A 16,399-nucleotide genomic window follows, 5' to 3' on the forward strand; every position below is an offset into this window, starting at 1 on the left:
AAAACCCTTCAAGCTGGCCATCGTCGCCATCATGCGCAAACTCATCGTCACCCTCAACGCCATGATCAAAAACGATCAGGACTGGCAACCCGAAACACAATCTTAAACACAGTTGCTCACCATGAGGGAGAGTGAGGCTGCAAGGCTAATCGGAAACATTGCTGATGCGATTTACCTGCATTGCAGAATACAGCTCCCTGCAATCCTTCATCTCCCTCATGGTGAGCTTGTCGAACCACGCGCCCTGCTTTTGCAGGTTGCTGTCTCGGAACCCTCCGGTATTACGGGCGTTTTCCCTGTACGAAACTGACAGGGAGAAAGACAATGCCTGCAAAATCCCAGGCGCAGCAGAAAGCTGCAGGGGCCGCCTTGTCGGCCAAGCGCGGTGAGACCAAGAAAAGCGACCTCAAGGGTGCATCGAAGAGCATGTATGAATCGATGAGCGAAAAGCAGCTGGAAGAATTTGCCGAGACGGCGCGTAAAGGTCTGCCCGAGAAGGTCAAGCCAAAGACATGACATGGCGGCGCATCTGCCGCTACTGGCAGATGCGCGCCTTGCATGCCTTGCCGTGGCAGCCGAGATCAAGATGCAGATTGCCCTGATGCGCAGCGTCACCCTCCGGCCCGATCACCGTCATGAACCGCTCGCAACTCGTCTTGTGGATCGAGCGCCAGAAGTCCTGCTCTTCCGGCGTGCCTTTCCAGCCGGAGCCGAGTTCCGTGGTTTTGCCGTTGGTGAACTTGAATGAAACGATATCGAGCGCATTGGCAAAAGCGTGTTCCGATACGCGGCCGTTATTGCCGTTGTTGACCTTGCGGCACTGGTAGTCGGAACCGGTTGCAATGCTTGCGATCCCGGCGCCGAAGGATGCCTGCGCGGCTTTCTCCACATCGCCGATCCAACCGGCGAGCGTTCCGGCCATGGTGCAGTTGGTGGTGATGGGCGCGGCAAACTTTACAGGATTCTCCTTGCCGATGGCGGTGATCTTGAGCGGCGAGCGTTCGCCGCATGTGCCTTCGGCAAGCGGCGGGACAATTTCACCCTGGACATCGCCGTTCATCAGCGCGGGACAGGCATTCTGGTATACGCGGTCGGGAGACGTTGCGGGATCGGCTTTCTCCGCCGTGTCCTCGTCATCCGGCTTTGAATCAGCCTTGGCATCCGCCGGACGATCCGGGCCGAACTGTTCCGCCGGTCTCACCTCGGGCTTTTCTTCCGGTTTGGGCGTTTCTTGTGCAGGTTCGCTGCCCGGTTTGCTTTGCGGGACCGGTGGTACAACGGGTAGCGCGGGCCGGCTGGTCGCATTGTGATGCCGCCGCTGGCGCGCATCGGCAATGTCAGCCGTGCCGAGCAAAGCCGTTGTTGCAAAACATGCGGTGAGGGATAAAAGGATCAATGTCGAGCAGTGCGACTGCTGTAAGGATAGGGTCATTTCCGGCTCTACTCCTGTTAAGCGTCTAGCCTAACGTCTGATGCGCCGGATCGGTTTCAAACTTTATAAACCCGTGAAATGCGCCGTCTCGCTTGACATCGCGAAACCTTCACACTAGAAGCCACCCCAGCGCAGGGCTTAACAGCTCTGCGTTTCATTTGACGTGTCCCGTGAGTGATTTCGCAAAGCGTGCGTGAATCATTCTGTCAGTCTTCAAAAACAGGAGGCAGAGGAGGGCGCGTTTCCTTGAATCGGGGCGCAAGCTTCGATTTGTGTTTGGTTGAAAGGAAATGCGATGAGCAAGCGCGAATCGTCCAAGTATAAAATTGATCGCCGTATGGGCGAAAACATCTGGGGCCGTCCGAAGTCCCCGGTTAACCGTCGTGAATATGGTCCCGGCCAGCACGGTCAGCGCCGCAAGAGCAAGCTTTCCGATTTCGGCGTACAGCTGCGCGCCAAGCAGAAGCTCAAGGGCTTCTACGGCGACATCTCGGAAAAGCAGTTCCGCAAGACCTACGAAGAAGCCGCCCGCCGCAAGGGCGATACCGGCGAACAGCTGATCGGCCTGCTCGAGTCGCGCCTGGATGCAGTGGTGTACCGCGCCAAGTTCGTTCCGACGATCTTCGCTGCGCGCCAGTTCGTCAACCACGGCCACGTCAACGTCAACGGCCGCCGCGTCAACATCCAGTCCTACATCTGCAAGGCAGGTGACGTGATTGAAGTGCGCGAAAAGTCGAAGCAGCTCGTGATCGTTCTGGAAGCCGTTCAGCTTGCTGAGCGTGACGTTCCTGAATATCTCGAAGTTGATCACAACAAGATGGTTGCCAAGTACACCCGCGTTCCGGCCTTCTCCGATGTGCCATACGCCGTACAGATGGAACCGAACCTGGTTGTCGAATTCTATTCGCGGTAACGCATAACCCCAAAAATCTTCTTGAATTTTTGGAAAGGATTATGCGTCACTCATGTTGGTACTGCGTCCTTTATGCGTCCAATAGGACGCATGGCGCAGTACGCAGTTCTGAGTTTAAGAAAAGCCGCCCCGAGAAATCCGGGCGGCTTTTTTTGTCTTATCCCTTGCCGGAGCGCGCATGACCGATCTTCAGGATGTCGTCGACAGTGTCTATCAGGATCTTGCCAGCCGCATCGGCGAAGGCAAGCTGGCGGATTATATTCCGGAACTGGCCACGGTCGATCCGAAACAGTTCGGGCTGGCCCTGTGCACCGTCGATGGTCAGGTGCATACAGCAGGCGATGCCGACACGTCCTTTTCCATCCAGAGTATTTCCAAGGTGTTCACGCTGACGCTGGCGCTCGGCAAGATCGGCGACGGGTTGTGGAAGCGCGTTGGCCGCGAGCCCTCGGGCAATGCCTTCAATTCCATCGTCCAGCTGGAGCAGGAGAAGGGCAAGCCGCGCAATCCGTTCATCAATGCCGGAGCGATCGCCGTGGCCGATGTCGTCCTGGCCGGGCACCTGCCGAAGGAGGCAATCGGCGAAATCGTCCAGTTCATCCGCTATCTCGCCGATGACGAGACCATCGCCATCGACCACGATGTGGCGCGGTCGGAGACCAATACGGGTTATCGCAACGTGGCGCTGGCCAATTTCATGCGCTCCTTCGGCAATCTCAACCATCCGGCCGAACACGTGCTTGGCGTCTACTTCCATCACTGCGCCATCGCCATGTCCTGCCGGCAACTGGCCCATGCGGGGCTGTATCTGGCCTCGGCGGGCCGCAATCCGCTGAGCGGCGGCAGTGTTGTGTCATCCGGCCGGGCACGCCGCATCAATGCGCTGATGCTGATGTGCGGGCACTATGACGGCTCGGGCGATTTCGCCTATCGCGTCGGCCTGCCCGGCAAGAGCGGCGTTGGCGGCGGTATTCTCGCCATTGCGCCCGGCAAGGCATCGATTGCCGCCTGGTCGCCGGGGCTGAACGAAAACGGCAATTCGCTGCTTGGTTCGGCTGCACTGGAGCTGCTGGCGCAAAGGACCGGCTGGTCGGTGTTCGGGCAGTAATTTCATAAATTTGCACGACCAACGTGCGTGGTTCGACAAGCTCACCATGAGGAAGATGGAGGACTGCAGGGAGTCAAGCTCTGCAGCGTTGGTGATTATCTTTGCAATCCTCACTCTCCCTCATGGTGAGCTTGTCGAACCACGCACAAGGGTGATGCAACAACAGGCTTCAACTTAACTTCAGGCTTGGCATGCGGCGAAACATTGCTTGCGTTCGGACTTTGGCCAAGGCAATGAAGGCGCCAGAGGTGTTACGATGACCATTCACGATCAGGAATTGACCGATGCCGCCGGTTGCCACCCGATGTTTCTCGCGGTGCCGTCCAATGTCGAGTTCAACAAGCTGCGCAAGCGCCTGTTGCGCAATACGCGGCAGGCCATCGACGATTTCGCCATGGTCAAGCCGGGCGAGCGCTGGCTGATCGGGCTTTCCGGCGGCAAGGATTCCTACGGGCTCCTGGCATTGCTGCTTGATCTGAAATGGCGGGGCCTGCTGCCGGTCGAACTGCTTGCCTGCAATCTCGATCAGGGACAGCCGAATTTCCCCAAGCATATCCTGCCGGATTTCCTTGCGAAGAACGGCATCGAGCACCGCATCGAGTACAAGGACACCTATTCCATCGTCACGGACAAGGTGCAGGAAAACCAGACCTATTGCTCGCTTTGTTCGCGTCTGCGGCGCGGCCATCTCTACCGTGTGGCGCGGGAAGAGGGCTGTTCGGCGCTGGTGCTCGGCCATCACCGCGAGGACATTCTCGAAACCTTCTTCATGAACCTCTTCCATGGCGGCAGGCTGGCAGCGATGCCGCCGAAGCTCCTGAATGATGAGGGCGATGTCATGGTGCTGCGGCCGCTGAGCTACTGCGCCGAGGACGACCTGGCAAAATTTGCCGCCGCGATGCAGTTTCCGATCATCCCCTGCGATCTCTGCGGCAGTCAGGACGGCCTGCAGCGCAACATGATGAAGGCAATGCTGACCGATATTGAAAAGCGCATGCCGGGCCGCAAGGAAATCATGATCCGCGCGCTTGCCAATACGCGACCGAGCCATCTTCTCGACCGGAGCATCTTTGACTTTGCCGGTCTTGCCACACACGGAGCCGAAGCCAGTGCAGTTTAATGACAATGACATCGATTGGTTGAGTGATCTGCTTGCCGCCGTTGCGGTTCAGGAAATCATGCCGCGCTTTCGCCAGCTCGGCACCGGCGATATCAAGCAGAAGACCTCGGCGCTCGATCTGGTGACGGAAGCCGACACCAGCGCCGAACGGGTGATCACGGCGCGGCTGCGCGAGCGTTACCCCGATGCCTTCGTGCTGGGCGAAGAAGCCTGCGAACTCGACGCTTCGTTGCTCGGCAAGCTGAAGGACGCGCCGCTGGCTTTCATCATCGACCCGGTCGACGGCACCTATAATTTTGCCACCGGCGTGCCACTGTTCGGCGTGATGCTTGCGGTCGTGGTCAATGGCGAGACGGTGGCCGGGATCATTCATGATCCCGTCGGCAAGGACTGGATCATCGGCGTCAAAGGGGCGGGGAGCCACATCCGCTCGGCCTTCAATGTCAGGCAGAAAGTGTCTGTCGCGCCGCCAGCAGCGATCAGCGAGATGCTGGGTGCCATTTCATGGCAGTTCCTGGCCGATCCTCTGCGGTCGACGCTGGCGCGCAACCATGCCAAGTGCAAGGCATCGTTCGGTTTCCGCTGTGCCGCGCATGAATACCGGCTGATTGCCTCGGGCAATGCGCATTTCGCCATCTTCAACAAGTTGATGCCATGGGATCATCTGGCCGGTGTTCTCATCCATCAGGAAGCGGGCGGCCATGCGGCCCGCTTCGATGGTTCTGCCTATCTCCCGAGGCATCTCGACGGCGGCCTGCTGATTGCGCCCGACAAGGCGAACTGGCAGGATTTGCGCCAGACTCTTTGGTCTGAATAATCCGCGGATCTAAACCCGCGGATTATGGGGATGGAAGAGCTTGCCCTTCTCGGCAATCAGCACGAACATCAGGCCGATCACCGAAACAACGAAGAAGCCCAGGACGAGCGGCAGGGTTGTCCCGTCATAGGACTGGCCGATGATGGCGCCGATGGCGCCGCCGCCTGCCGTTCCCATAAACCCAAGCACTGACGACGCCGTGCCGGCGACATGGCCGAGCGGCTCCATGGCAAGCGCATTGAAGTTCGAGCCGATCCAGCCGAACTGGAACATCGCCATGGCGAAGAGCAGGAGGTAGATTGGGAACGGTGTCGGATGCGGACCGAATATGGTCAAGAGCAGCCAGACCGTGTTGATCATCAGGAAGCCCATCAGCGCGCCGTGCGACAGGCGGCGCATGCCAAACCGGCCGACAAAGCGCGAGTTCACGAAGGACGAGAACGCCATCATGATGGCAATCGACGAAAACGCCACCGGGAACCAGATGCCGAGATCATAGATGCCGATATAGATCTGCTGGGCCGAGTTGATGAAACCGAACAGCGAGCCGAACAGGAAGGCGCTGGCCAGCGTATAGCAAAGCGCCACCCGGTTGGTCAGAACGATCTTGAAGCCCTGCGCAACCGATGCCAGCGTAAACGGACGCCGGTCGGCGGGATCAAAGGTTTCCGGCAGGCGGAAATACATCCAGACGGTCACAGCAGCCGCCACGACAGCCATGAACATGAAGATCAGGTGCCAGTCGCCGAACAGCATGACGGCCTGACCCGTGCCCGGTGCGATAACCGGTACGATCATGAACACCATCATGATCAGCGACATGACTTCGGCCATCTGCCGCCCGCCATAGACGTCACGGACGATGGAAATGGTGATGACGCGGGTGGCGGCCGAACCGATACCCTGGATCAGGCGGAAGAGGAGCAGGGAGGCAAAGCTTGGCACGAAGGCCGCGCTGGCTGCGGCGATGACGTAGACAACCAGACCGAACAGAAGCGGCTTGCGGCGGCCGAAACGATCGGACAGCGGGCCATAGAACAGCTGCGATACCGAGAAGCCGAGCAGATAGGCTGAAATCACGTATTGCCGGTGGTTTTCATTTGTCACACCAAGGCTCGCGCCGATCTGCTGCAAGCCGGGCAGCATGATGTCGATGGCAAGCGCGTTGATCGCCATGAGCATGGCCATCATTCCGATGAATTCGACCTTGCCCATGCCCATCAGGCGCGGCGCTGTCGTTTGTGTGGTGGTATCCATTATGAGACCTGCAAAACAAAGACAAAGGCGTCGGAATAGCCGACGCCTTGAGAATAAGATTCCGGATTTCCCCGGAACCGATTGAAACTGTTGCGTAGTCAGGCCGCCTTGGTGGCGATGCCTTTTTCGCTGAGCAGCGTTTGTAGCTCGCCTGCCTGGAACATTTCACGGATGATATCACAACCGCCGACGAATTCGCCCTTCACATAAAGCTGCGGGATGGTCGGCCAGTTGGAATAATCCTTGATACCCTGACGCAGTTCATTGGATGTCAGAATATTCACGCCTTTGTAATCGACGCCGATGTAGTCAAGAATTTGCACGACCTGGCCCGAAAAGCCGCACTGCGGAAAGCCCGGCGTTCCCTTCATGAAAAGGACGACGTCGTTGCTCTTGACCTCATTGTCGATAAATTCATTGATACCGCTCATTTCGGCAACCTTTCATACCAAATGACAACGAATCGTCATCAATGGTCCAAATTGATCTCGTTTAAACAAATAGCGCTTCAAATCTGGCAAAACAAGGCTGGTCACTGTGTCATCTCGTATCATTATAGCGGTCAGCTTCGTCGTTCTGGCAATTTTGGGAGGAATTTTCTGGTTCATGCGCCCGGTATCGCCGCCCAAGCCTGCCCCCAACCCGCCAATCAATATCTCCGATGGCGATCTGCCCGACATTTGCCGGAAGATGACCTTCGAGGATGTCGATTCCATCGTCTGCGAGATCGACCTGCGCTCGCATCGCATCGATCTGGTGCGCACGGGTGCCGACGGCGAACCCTACGGATCGCTGAAGACATTCATGGAATCCCGTCTGCTGGACACACGCCCGATCCTTGCGATGAATGCAGGCATGTATGAAAAGGACCTTTCTCCGGTCGGCCTCTATGTCGAGGACGGCAAAGAGACATCGGAACTGCAGACCGATGACGGCGACGGCAATTTCTACATGAAGCCGAACGGGGTTTTCTTCATCGGGAAGGACGGTTCCGCCGGCATTCTGGAAACAGCGGCGTTTGATGCCGCAAAGCCCGATGTCCGCATAGCCACCCAGTCGGGGCCAATGCTGGTCATCAACGGGCAGGTGCATCCGCGGTTCGAGCCGAACGGAACATCACGCCTGATCCGCAACGCCGTCGGCGTTCGCGACGCCAACACGGTTATTCTGGCAATATCCATCGAGCCGGTGAGTCTGGGAAGTTTCGCCCGTCTATTCAGGGACGGGCTGAATTGCGCCAACGCGCTCTTTCTCGACGGTACGATCTCGGCCGTCGCCAATAACCGCAAAACCCTGATTGGCGGGATCGACCCCGTGGGGCCGATTCTCGCCGTATTCGCAAAGAAGTGATTATTCGAAGTGATTATTCCGGGGCGCTGGTCTGCAGGGCGAGGGCGTGCAGGACGCCCCCCATATTGCCCTTGAGCGCATCATAGACCATCTGGTGCTGCTGAACGCGCGACTTGCCGCGAAAACTCTCGGCGACGACTTCCGCGGCATAGTGATCACCATCGCCTGCCAGATCGCGAATGGTCACCTGCGCGTCAGGAATCGCGTCCTTGATCATTTTCTCGATGTCGCGCGCGTCCATAGCCATGTTCTGTCTCCCAAACTTTCGCCTGTCCTTTACCGGGACAGGATCATGCAGCCTGTGTTTCTTCGCCGTCCTGACCGCTCATATAGTCAGGGAACCACGATTCGTGTGCTTTTGTCAGGTCTGCTACTGATATGGAGGCGAGGCCCTCGATCGTCAATGTGCTGCCGCCGACAGTGCCCAGCTTGCGGAACGGAACGCCCGACCCCTCGGCATTGAGCGTGATGAAATTGGCCATGTCAGGCGCAACGGCAATGAGATAACGCGCCTGATCTTCACCAAAAAGCAGGGCATGTGCCGGGCCTTCACCGACGGTGACCTTGGCGCCCTTGGTGGAAGCCATGCACATCTCGGCGAGCGCGATGCCAAGCCCGCCATCGGACAGGTCATGACAAGCGGTGATCTGGCCGTTGCGGATGGCGGAGCGGACAAAATTGCCGTTGCGCTTCTCGATGTTGAGGTCGACCGGCGGGGGCGGGCCGTCGGCACGGCCATGCAGGTCGCGCAGGTAGACCGACTGGCCGAGATGCGTGCCGTCGCCGCCGATAAGGATCAGCACGTCACTCTCGTGCATGCCGCCGATCTTGGCTGTCTTGGACCAGTCGGGGATGAGGCCGACACCGGCAATGGTGGGCGTCGGCAGGATCGCCTGGCCATTGGTTTCGTTGTAGAGCGACACGTTGCCAGAAACAATGGGGAAGGCGAGCGCGCGGCAGGCATCGCCGATGCCGCCAATGGCCTTGACCAGCTGTCCCATGATTTCAGGACGTTCCGGATTGCCGAAATTGAGATTGTCGGTGGCAGCGAGCGGTTCAGCGCCGACAGCCGTCAGGTTGCGCCAGCATTCGGCGACAGCCTGCTTGCCGCCCTCATAGGGGTCGGCCTCGCAATAACGAGGGGTGACATCCGATGAGAAGGCAAGCGCCTTGCTGCGGTGACCCTCGACGCGCACGACGCCAGCATCGCCGCCGGGTACCTGCAGCGAGTTGCCCTGAATCAGTGTGTCATATTGTTCGTAAACCCAGCGGCGCGACGACAGATCGGGCGAACCGATCAGCTTCAGCAGTGCCACACCGTAATCGTCGACATCGGGAACGCTGGCAGCGGGCAGCGGTGCGTGCTTGCCGGGTTCCATCCATGGACGGTCATATTCGGGCGCCTGATCGCCAAGATCCTTGATCGGCAGATTGGCGACTTCCTCACCCTGATGGATGACGCGGAAGCGCAGATCGTCAGTCGTGTAACCAACGATGGCGAAGTCCAGACCCCATTTCTTGAAGATCGCCTGGGCTTCCGCTTCCTTTTCCGGACGCAGAACCATGAGCATGCGCTCCTGGCTTTCCGACAGCATCATTTCATAGGCGGTCATGCGCTCTTCGCGCACCGGCACGTCATCGAGGTTCAGCCGGATGCCGAGATTACCCTTGGCGCCCATTTCCACGGCGGAGCAGGTAAGACCCGCAGCGCCCATGTCCTGAATGGCGATGACGGCACCCGATGCCATCAGTTCCAGCGAGGCTTCAAGCAGGCATTTTTCCGTGAAGGGATCGCCGACCTGAACGGTCGGGCGTTTCTCTTCGATAGATTCATCGAATTCCGCCGATGCCATGGTGGCACCGCCAACGCCATCGCGGCCGGTCTTGGCACCGAGATAGACAACGGGAAGGCCGACGCCCTTGGCTTCGGACAGGAAGATCGCATTGGTCTTGGCAAGGCCGGCGGCAAAAGCGTTGACGAGGATGTTGCCGTTGTAGCGGGCATCGAAATTGACTTCACCGCCGACTGTGGGAACGCCGAAGGAATTGCCGTAACCGCCGACACCTTCGACGACACCTGAGACGAGGTGGCGTGTCTTGGGGTGTGACGGTGCGCCGAAGCGCAGCGCATTCATGGCCGCGATCGGCCGGGCACCCATGGTGAACACATCGCGCAGGATACCGCCGACACCGGTCGCCGCACCCTGATAGGGCTCGATATAGGACGGGTGGTTGTGGCTCTCCATCTTGAAGACAACGCAGTCGCCATCACCGATATCGACAACACCGGCGTTTTCGCCGGGACCCTGAATGACCTGCGGTCCGGTTGTCGGCAGGGTACGCAGCCATTTCTTCGAGGATTTGTAGGAGCAATGCTCGTTCCACATGGCCGAGAAGATGCCGAGCTCGGTAAAGCTGGGTTCACGTCCGATCAGGTCGAGAATGCGTTGATATTCGTCCGGCTTGAGCCCGTGCGAAGCAACGAGTTCCGGCGTGATCTGGATTGTGTTGGAGAGAACCATCGGTAATACCAATTCCATTGCGCTTTTCTTGGGTTCTCTTAGAGCAATTTGCGCGGGGAATACACCGTCTAAGGCGGAAAAATTGTCGCTTGCCGCGTTTCGTCAATAGGTGGTGTCGGATGGCAAATCGTATCAGCCTTGCATGGCGCTTGGTACGTGGTTCGACAAGCTCACCATGAGGGACGTGGTTTGGCTGCAATGCCAATCGCAAAGGGTGTAGAATAATAACTCCTTGCAATCCTGACCCTCCCTCATGGTGAGCTTGTCGAACCACGCACAATGCTTCCGCAATAGCCTTCACAGCACTCACGAATAGCTGTCATAGCTCGCATTGTCGGTTTCCATCAGACGGCGCAGGATGGACAGGCCGTTTTCCACTTCACCGCGCGTTGCGGGTACCGAATAGCCAAACCGCACCCGGTGGAAGGTCTTTTCCGTCCGGCCCGGCTTGAATTCGTCCTCGTCGTCAATGAGGACGCCCTCATTGAGCGCCGCGCTCTTGAAGGTCGCCGACAGCCATGGTTCCGGCAGTTTCACCCAGATAAACGGCGAATAGGGATGCGAGTTGATATCGAAACCGGCAAAGATCGATCGCGCCAGTGCTTCCCGCTCGGTGGTTTCTTCCCGGACCTTGACCCGGATGGCGTCGGCCTCGCCGGAATTGACCAGCTGCGCCCCGAGTTCCGCCATGAGGAACGGCAAGCCGCCGGTGACCATCTTGTGGGCCGTCAGCACGCGCGATGCCAGATGTGGCGGGCAGGCAACCCAGCCGCCGCGCACACCCGCCGCCACGGGTTTCGACCGGCCGCCAATGTGGAAGGGCCGCCCCGGCGCCCGGTCGGCAAGCTTGACGTGGTCAAGGCAGAGCAGCGATCCGTAAATCTCATCCTCGATGATCCAGACATTGTAACGCCGGGCAATCTCGACAATGGCGCGGCGATGTTCCTCGGAGAGGGTTGTGGCCGTCGGATTCTGCAGCGACGGCATCAGAAACACCAGCTTCGGGTGCTGCTGGGCGCAGAGCCGTTCAAAGTCATCCGGTGTGGCGCTGCCGTTCTCGGTGTTCATGATGATGCTGCGCCGCCCCATCAGATTGACGCTGCGCGCGGCGGAACAATAGGTCAAGTCCTCGAAGGCGATACGGTCACCCGGTGCGGTAACCGCGGCAATGATCGCCAGAATGGCTGAATGCGCGCCGAGCGTCGGTACAATCGAAGCGGCATCGGGCCGCCATTCCGCCGACCCGAGCCAGCGGCTTCCCGCCAATTGCCATGACGGGGGCAGGGTACGGGAATAGCTGGCGATTTCGCCGGGATAGGACCGGGTGATATCCCGCAGAAAGCGATCCATCACAACCGATTGCCCGACATCGATTGCCGCCGTGCTGTCGAGCCGGATATTGCCGGGCGCAATGACGGCGCTGCGCGTGCCGCCGAAGGGTTCGGAGTGCTGGGCGGGTGGAAGCTGGATCAGCTTCGTCTCCTTGTGGTCAATGACATAGGTGCCCCGACCCACTTCGCCGCTGACAAGACCGCGCTCGCGGATGAGATTGTACGCCCGACCGACCGTGCCGATTGTCACCCCGATATCGAAGGCAAGATTGCGCTGCGGAGGCAATTTCGTGCCCGGCGCAAGCACGCCGCCGGCAATGTCCGATTCAATCCGCTCCGCAAGCTGCAGATAGAGCGGGCCTTTGCCGTGTTTCAGTTCCGGAAGCCAATTTGTCATGGTGACAATTATGTATATTGCGATTCCAATTGAGTCAATCCATTACAATTGGCGATACAATTCGAGTCAATTCGGCTTGATAGGATGGATGTGATGAGTACAATTGGTGCAATTAGAAGAAGATCCGCCGGTGTAAGCGATGCAGGTGGCATTGCTTTGCCTAAATTGTCCCGGAGCAGGACGACAGTCCTGCATCAAATTCTGGGCTGGATGTTGCGTGCTGTCGCCAAACGGCGCACCCGCGTGCATTTGAGCGAACTCAGCGACGAGCAATTGCTGGATATCGGCGTATCGCCAGCGCAGGCACGGCAGGAATCCAAGCGGTTTTTCTGGGATTGAACATCCGGTGTGGCTGGCTGCTTCTTGAGTTGAGCAACCGCCGTCACTGCCAATGAGAATTACTGATACCCGCCCTCAGTAATATTGAATGAATCTTTTGTGATTTACCTATATATTACATATTCAATCGTTTCAGGGAGGCGCATATGGGTACGACTTTTGTAGAACCTAACCGTCCCGCTATCCGGGGGCTGACCTATGCTTCACAGCCGGACTTCCTGTCACAGTTTGCCGGCTGGGTGGAAAGCGCCCTGATGAAACGGCGCACGCGGCTTCAGCTCGGCAAACTGAGCGACGAAGGGCTCAAGGATCTTGCCTTGACCCGCGATCATGTCGAAGCCGATCTCGACCGTTATCTGTCGATGTGATGCCTCAAGCCGGTGCATAACCGCACCGGCTTGCGTTTCCATTTATCAGCCGCGCGCGGTGCAGGACGGTTGCCCTGCCGCCCAACGGCGTATGTCGGATTCAATGCGATTTCCCATGGAATGTCCCATCAGCGGGCCAAAGGCCTCAACCTTGGCCGGGTTGCCTTCCGCGTGGACGACCAGCAGCGGACGGCCGCCGGGATTGCCCGCCGGGACGACCAGGATGCGCGGGCGGCCGGAATAGGAATTCAGCTCCGGCGCGAGATGGTAGGGCTTGAACGCCGAATCCTTCGACTTGAACCAGCAATTATTGGCAGCAAGGGCCACCCTCTCCATGGTGGCGAGGGCGGCCTTGTCCGAACCGAAGGCCAGAGAGCCAGGCCCCGGCTTGCTGGGTGATTGGCATCCGGCGAGCGCCACGAGCGAAATCATCATGGCAACGCCAATCGTCTGCATTTTCATCCAGCTATCTCCAATGATACAAGGGCGGTTGATCAGCTTGCCTCAAGTTCCCCGAGGAACACTTTCAAGGCATCCGTCATCTCGAACCAGACCAGCGATAGCACCGGATCCTGAACAATCAGTTGCTCATAGGCATCGAATTTCGGAAATGGCTCGAGCAGGCGCGAGCGGCGCGTCATCACCCGGAAATGGTTGAACAGGAAGCGGATCGGCGTCAGCCAGGCATCCGCCATGGTCATCTGCTTGCCCAGCGCATAGGGGCCATCTCCCATGCGGTGTTCGATTTCACGCAAACCGGCTTCCAGCTGGGCAAAAAGCTTGGTGATCCGCGCATCGTCCTTGGATTTGGTGTGAACGAGCTCAAAAAGCTCCATGACCGGAACGAGGATTTCGAGCTCGGCGATACGGGCAGCCATGCGCACCACGGCGCGGTCACGCGAGTCCGCCGGCAACAGAACCGGTTCAGGAAAATGTTCTTCGAGATATTCGGAGATAACCGTGGCTTCGATGATGGTCAGGCCCGAGCCTGTAATCAGCACCGGAATACGGTTGAACGGGGAAATGCTGCGGAACTCTTCGGGTATCGGAAAACCCGGCGGCGGCGCTACGACCTTGATGGGTGCCTTTTTGTAATAGGCGATGCAACGAACAATCGAGGAGTAGGGGGAGAGCGGCCGCGAATACAGTTTCATTCTCAATTCCTCCGTTTGAGTGCCGTTCCGGCCCATGGCGGGCCGGAACGGCATTGCTCAAGCGTATAGAATTTTACTCAGGCGGCAATCCCAAGAATGCCCGCAAACAGGGCGCGGCCATCGGAGCCGCCATGGGCCGCTTCAATCAGGTTCTCCGGATGCGGCATCATACCGAGAACATTGCCTTTTTCGCTGATGATACCGGCGATGTCATTCATGGCGCCGTTCGGGTTTGTACCCTCCGCATAGCGGAAAACCACCTGGCCTTCGCCTTCGATGCGGGCCAAAGTCGTTTCGTCAGCGAAGAAATTGCCGTCATGATGGGCAACCGGGCAGCGAACGATCTGGCCATGCGAATAACCGCGGGTGAAGGCGGTGTTGGCATTGGTCACTTCCAGCTTCACTTCGCGGCAGACGAATTTCAGCGATGCGTTGCGCATCAGGGCGCCGGGCAGGAGGCCTGCTTCCTGCAAAATCTGGAAGCCGTTGCACACGCCCATGACCATGACGCCCTTGTCGGCCTTCTCGCGGATCGCCTGCATGACGGGCATGCGCGCGGCAATGGCGCCGCAGCGCAGATAGTCGCCATAGGAGAACCCGCCGGGAATGACGATCAGATCGACATCGGGAATTTCGGTGTCCGTCTGCCAGACCGTCTGCGGTGCCTGGCCGGAGATTTTCGTCAGCGCCGCAATCATGTCACGGTCGCGATTGAGGCCCGGGAGAAGAACGACAGCTGATTTCATTTTTTAAACAAGCTCCACCGCGTAATCTTCGATGACCGTATTGGCGAGCAGCTTTTCGCACATCGCCTTGACGTTGGCTTCGGCAACGGCGCGGTCCTTGGTGTCGATCTCCACATCAAAGATCTTGCCCTGGCGTACCGATGCAACGCCATCGAAACCAAGACTGCCCAGCGCGCCGACAATTGCCTTGCCCTGCGGGTCAAGAACGCCATTCTTCAAGGTTACAGTGACACGTGCCTTCATCGATCGTCTTCTCCGAGATTGTTCAATCAGCGATTATTTAACGAGAACCGGCCCGGTTGGCCGCAACTGTTCATTTTCATTCATGATGCCCAGACGGCGGGCGACTTCCTGATAGGCCTCGATCAGACCGCCCATATCACGACGGAACCGGTCCTTGTCCAGCTTTTCGCTGGTCTGGCTGTCCCACAGGCGGGCGGAATCGGGGGAAAACTCGTCGGCGACGACAATACGCATCATATCGCCTTCCCACAAACGGCCGCATTCGATCTTGAAATCGACGAGCTGGATACCAACGCCGAGGAACAGGCCGCTGAGGAAGTCGTTGACGCGAATGGCCAGTGCCATGATGTCATCGATTTCCTGGGGCGCAGCCCAGCCAAAGGCCGTGATGTGCTCTTCGGAGACCATCGGATCGTCCAGAACGTCGTTTTTGTAGTAAAATTCGATGATCGAGCGCGGCAGGACCGTGCCCTCTTCGATTCCAAGACGTTTTGCCAGCGAACCCGCCGCAATGTTGCGGACGACCACCTGCAGGGGAATGATTTCGACTTCCTTGATCAGCTGCTCACGCATGTTGAGGCGGCGGATGAAGTGCGTCGGAATACCCATGCGGTTGAGCTGGGTGAAAATGTACTCGGAAATCCGGTTGTTCAAAACACCTTTGCCATCAATGACTTCGTGCTTCTTTGGATGCAGCACGGTGGTGTCGTCTTTGAAATGTTGGACAAGCGTTCCTGGCTCGGGTCCTTCGTAAAGGATTTTGGCTTTGCCTTCGTAGACACGGCGGCGACGGTTCATTGCAGGTCTCTGGTATTGGAGTTATCGGTCGGCCTTGGTCACAGCCGTCATGTTGGCGCGCTAACTATCGTAAAAGCAAGCATTCTACAATGATACTTTATGTAGGTCCCCGGATTTATGGGTTATATGGGCTTTTTACGACAATGTGACCCATGTTTGCCTGAAGAGGTTCATTTCAGACTTCCGATTTCGTGCAGAATGGTTATATGAACCTAGGGTCAGGACTCGTTAATATGATCGAAATGGCGCCTGAAACGGCAAGAAGATGCGAGGAGAGGCGTGAAGGGCGGGGCTTTTCCCCCGGGCCGAGCGGTTCGACACTGCAGCTTGCAGCCGTTTCGGCGTCCGAAGGATATAGTCTTTTCGCCCGGCTACATCGTCGCAAAGGCTCGAGAATGGATAAACATTCCCATCGCCTTTGCTCCTCGTATCCGAACGAAAAGCCTCATACCATTTCGACCAGATTAATGAGTCCTGACCCTGAAAACCATGCCTATCAGGGAC

General features: G+C 58.1%; 19 protein-coding genes. 8 read left to right on the plus strand and 11 right to left on the minus strand.

Annotated elements, in window-relative coordinates; genetic code table 11:
• Window positions 1-324: 324 nt before the first annotated feature.
• Window positions 325-516: a DUF3008 family protein gene (locus RDL77_RS21135; protein WP_288194604.1), complete on the plus strand. Its 192-nt coding sequence runs from the start codon at window positions 325-327 to the stop codon at window positions 514-516.
• Window positions 517-535: 19 nt separating this feature from the next.
• On the opposite strand, the gene RDL77_RS21140 is transcribed toward RDL77_RS21135, so the two are convergent.
• Window positions 536-1,432, minus strand: coding sequence for an extensin family protein (locus tag RDL77_RS21140; RefSeq protein WP_288194605.1), 897 nt, complete (start codon window positions 1,430-1,432; stop codon window positions 536-538).
• A gap of 295 nt (window positions 1,433-1,727) precedes the next feature.
• On the opposite strand from RDL77_RS21140, the gene rpsD reads away from it, so the two are divergent.
• The 4 genes from rpsD (at window position 1,728) to RDL77_RS21160 (ending at window position 5,390) form a co-directional block, all read left to right on the plus strand.
• Window positions 1,728-2,345 carry a 30S ribosomal protein S4 gene (gene rpsD / locus RDL77_RS21145; RefSeq protein ID WP_105732437.1) on the plus strand — a complete coding sequence of 206 codons (618 nt, stop codon included), beginning with the start codon at window positions 1,728-1,730 and terminating at the stop codon, window positions 2,343-2,345.
• Window positions 2,346-2,523: 178 nt separating this feature from the next.
• The gene (locus tag RDL77_RS21150; protein WP_223612965.1) at window positions 2,524-3,453 is read left to right on the plus strand and encodes a glutaminase; all 930 of its coding nucleotides are present in this window, start codon (window positions 2,524-2,526) and stop codon (window positions 3,451-3,453) included.
• Between the two features lie 256 nt (window positions 3,454-3,709).
• Window positions 3,710-4,573 (plus strand): tRNA 2-thiocytidine(32) synthetase TtcA, encoded by an 864-nt coding sequence (gene ttcA, locus RDL77_RS21155; protein WP_288194606.1) that lies wholly within the window; start codon window positions 3,710-3,712, stop codon window positions 4,571-4,573.
• Window positions 4,563-5,390 carry an inositol monophosphatase family protein gene (locus tag RDL77_RS21160; RefSeq protein WP_288194607.1) on the plus strand — a complete coding sequence of 276 codons (828 nt, stop codon included), beginning with the start codon at window positions 4,563-4,565 and terminating at the stop codon, window positions 5,388-5,390. The genes ttcA and RDL77_RS21160 overlap by 11 nt, the downstream gene beginning before the upstream one ends.
• 9 nt (window positions 5,391-5,399) lie before the next feature.
• Here RDL77_RS21160 and RDL77_RS21165 read toward each other — a convergent pair whose 3' ends face one another.
• Window positions 5,400-6,605 carry a multidrug effflux MFS transporter gene (locus RDL77_RS21165; RefSeq protein ID WP_288194623.1) on the minus strand — a complete coding sequence of 402 codons (1,206 nt, stop codon included), beginning with the start codon at window positions 6,603-6,605 and terminating at the stop codon, window positions 5,400-5,402.
• Window positions 6,606-6,745: 140 nt separating this feature from the next.
• Window positions 6,746-7,078, minus strand: coding sequence for a Grx4 family monothiol glutaredoxin (grxD, locus tag RDL77_RS21170; RefSeq protein ID WP_105732441.1), 333 nt, complete (start codon window positions 7,076-7,078; stop codon window positions 6,746-6,748).
• Window positions 7,079-7,184: 106 nt separating this feature from the next.
• Between grxD and RDL77_RS21175 the strand changes: the two genes are divergently transcribed.
• On the plus strand, window positions 7,185-7,997 hold the full coding sequence (locus tag RDL77_RS21175) for a phosphodiester glycosidase family protein (RefSeq protein ID WP_288194608.1): 813 nt from the start codon (window positions 7,185-7,187) through the stop codon (window positions 7,995-7,997).
• Between the two features lie 13 nt (window positions 7,998-8,010).
• Here RDL77_RS21175 and RDL77_RS21180 read toward each other — a convergent pair whose 3' ends face one another.
• The 3 genes from RDL77_RS21180 to RDL77_RS21190 all read right to left on the minus strand — a co-directional run bounded on the left by RDL77_RS21180 (window position 8,011) and on the right by RDL77_RS21190 (window position 12,247).
• A complete protein-coding gene (locus RDL77_RS21180; RefSeq protein ID WP_223612969.1) occupies window positions 8,011-8,244 on the minus strand; it encodes a BolA/IbaG family iron-sulfur metabolism protein in 234 nt (77 codons plus the stop codon).
• A gap of 43 nt (window positions 8,245-8,287) precedes the next feature.
• Window positions 8,288-10,519: a phosphoribosylformylglycinamidine synthase subunit PurL gene (gene purL / locus RDL77_RS21185; RefSeq protein ID WP_288194624.1), complete on the minus strand. Its 2,232-nt coding sequence runs from the start codon at window positions 10,517-10,519 to the stop codon at window positions 8,288-8,290.
• Window positions 10,520-10,825: 306 nt separating this feature from the next.
• Window positions 10,826-12,247, minus strand: coding sequence for a PLP-dependent aminotransferase family protein (locus RDL77_RS21190; protein ID WP_288194609.1), 1,422 nt, complete (start codon window positions 12,245-12,247; stop codon window positions 10,826-10,828).
• 156 nt (window positions 12,248-12,403) lie between these two features.
• Here RDL77_RS21190 and RDL77_RS21195 point away from each other — a divergent pair, with 156 nt between their 5' ends.
• Window positions 12,404-12,586: a DUF1127 domain-containing protein gene (locus RDL77_RS21195; protein WP_288194610.1), complete on the plus strand. Its 183-nt coding sequence runs from the start codon at window positions 12,404-12,406 to the stop codon at window positions 12,584-12,586.
• Window positions 12,587-12,732: 146 nt separating this feature from the next.
• Window positions 12,733-12,954 carry a DUF1127 domain-containing protein gene (locus RDL77_RS21200; RefSeq protein ID WP_223612972.1) on the plus strand — a complete coding sequence of 74 codons (222 nt, stop codon included), beginning with the start codon at window positions 12,733-12,735 and terminating at the stop codon, window positions 12,952-12,954.
• A 45-nt stretch (window positions 12,955-12,999) separates the two neighbouring features.
• Here RDL77_RS21200 and RDL77_RS21205 read toward each other — a convergent pair whose 3' ends face one another.
• From RDL77_RS21205 to purC, 5 genes are all read right to left on the minus strand, one after another.
• Window positions 13,000-13,416 carry a hypothetical protein gene (locus RDL77_RS21205; RefSeq protein WP_223612973.1) on the minus strand — a complete coding sequence of 139 codons (417 nt, stop codon included), beginning with the start codon at window positions 13,414-13,416 and terminating at the stop codon, window positions 13,000-13,002.
• Between the two features lie 32 nt (window positions 13,417-13,448).
• The gene (locus RDL77_RS21210) at window positions 13,449-14,108 is read right to left on the minus strand and encodes a glutathione S-transferase family protein (protein WP_288194611.1); all 660 of its coding nucleotides are present in this window, start codon (window positions 14,106-14,108) and stop codon (window positions 13,449-13,451) included.
• A gap of 77 nt (window positions 14,109-14,185) precedes the next feature.
• A complete protein-coding gene (gene purQ, locus RDL77_RS21215; protein WP_130270331.1) occupies window positions 14,186-14,854 on the minus strand; it encodes a phosphoribosylformylglycinamidine synthase subunit PurQ in 669 nt (222 codons plus the stop codon).
• Between the two features lie 3 nt (window positions 14,855-14,857).
• Window positions 14,858-15,097, minus strand: a complete 240-nt coding sequence (gene purS / locus RDL77_RS21220) for a phosphoribosylformylglycinamidine synthase subunit PurS (RefSeq protein WP_105732450.1) — start codon at window positions 15,095-15,097, stop codon at window positions 14,858-14,860.
• Between the two features lie 33 nt (window positions 15,098-15,130).
• On the minus strand, window positions 15,131-15,895 hold the full coding sequence (gene purC / locus RDL77_RS21225) for a phosphoribosylaminoimidazolesuccinocarboxamide synthase (protein ID WP_105732451.1): 765 nt from the start codon (window positions 15,893-15,895) through the stop codon (window positions 15,131-15,133).
• Window positions 15,896-16,399: the final 504 nt, after the last annotated feature.

Source organism: uncultured Phyllobacterium sp. (assembly GCF_902479695.1).
GTDB classification, from domain to species: Bacteria; Pseudomonadota; Alphaproteobacteria; order Rhizobiales; family Rhizobiaceae; genus Phyllobacterium; species Phyllobacterium calauticae.

What these genes read in the sequence shown, in the direction of transcription:
- rpsD (WP_105732437.1), top strand. Translation starts at nt 1,728, where the DNA reads ATGAGCAAGCGCGAATCGTCCAAGTATAAAATTGATCGCCGTATGGGC.
- RDL77_RS21210 (WP_288194611.1), bottom strand. Translation starts at nt 14,108, where the DNA reads ATGAAACTGTATTCGCGGCCGCTCTCCCCCTACTCCTCGATTGTTCGT.
- purS (WP_105732450.1), bottom strand. Translation starts at nt 15,097, where the DNA reads ATGAAGGCACGTGTCACTGTAACCTTGAAGAATGGCGTTCTTGACCCG.
- ttcA (WP_288194606.1), top strand. Translation starts at nt 3,710, where the DNA reads ATGACCATTCACGATCAGGAATTGACCGATGCCGCCGGTTGCCACCCG.
- RDL77_RS21200 (WP_223612972.1), top strand. Translation starts at nt 12,733, where the DNA reads ATGGGTACGACTTTTGTAGAACCTAACCGTCCCGCTATCCGGGGGCTG.
- grxD (WP_105732441.1), bottom strand. Translation starts at nt 7,078, where the DNA reads ATGAGCGGTATCAATGAATTTATCGACAATGAGGTCAAGAGCAACGAC.
- RDL77_RS21205 (WP_223612973.1), bottom strand. Translation starts at nt 13,416, where the DNA reads ATGAAAATGCAGACGATTGGCGTTGCCATGATGATTTCGCTCGTGGCG.
- RDL77_RS21135 (WP_288194604.1), top strand. Translation starts at nt 325, where the DNA reads ATGCCTGCAAAATCCCAGGCGCAGCAGAAAGCTGCAGGGGCCGCCTTG.
- purC (WP_105732451.1), bottom strand. Translation starts at nt 15,895, where the DNA reads ATGAACCGTCGCCGCCGTGTCTACGAAGGCAAAGCCAAAATCCTTTAC.
- RDL77_RS21140 (WP_288194605.1), bottom strand. Translation starts at nt 1,432, where the DNA reads ATGACCCTATCCTTACAGCAGTCGCACTGCTCGACATTGATCCTTTTA.
- RDL77_RS21180 (WP_223612969.1), bottom strand. Translation starts at nt 8,244, where the DNA reads ATGGCTATGGACGCGCGCGACATCGAGAAAATGATCAAGGACGCGATT.
- RDL77_RS21165 (WP_288194623.1), bottom strand. Translation starts at nt 6,605, where the DNA reads ATGGGCAAGGTCGAATTCATCGGAATGATGGCCATGCTCATGGCGATC.
- purL (WP_288194624.1), bottom strand. Translation starts at nt 10,519, where the DNA reads ATGGTTCTCTCCAACACAATCCAGATCACGCCGGAACTCGTTGCTTCG.
- purQ (WP_130270331.1), bottom strand. Translation starts at nt 14,854, where the DNA reads ATGAAATCAGCTGTCGTTCTTCTCCCGGGCCTCAATCGCGACCGTGAC.
- RDL77_RS21150 (WP_223612965.1), top strand. Translation starts at nt 2,524, where the DNA reads ATGACCGATCTTCAGGATGTCGTCGACAGTGTCTATCAGGATCTTGCC.
- RDL77_RS21190 (WP_288194609.1), bottom strand. Translation starts at nt 12,247, where the DNA reads ATGACAAATTGGCTTCCGGAACTGAAACACGGCAAAGGCCCGCTCTAT.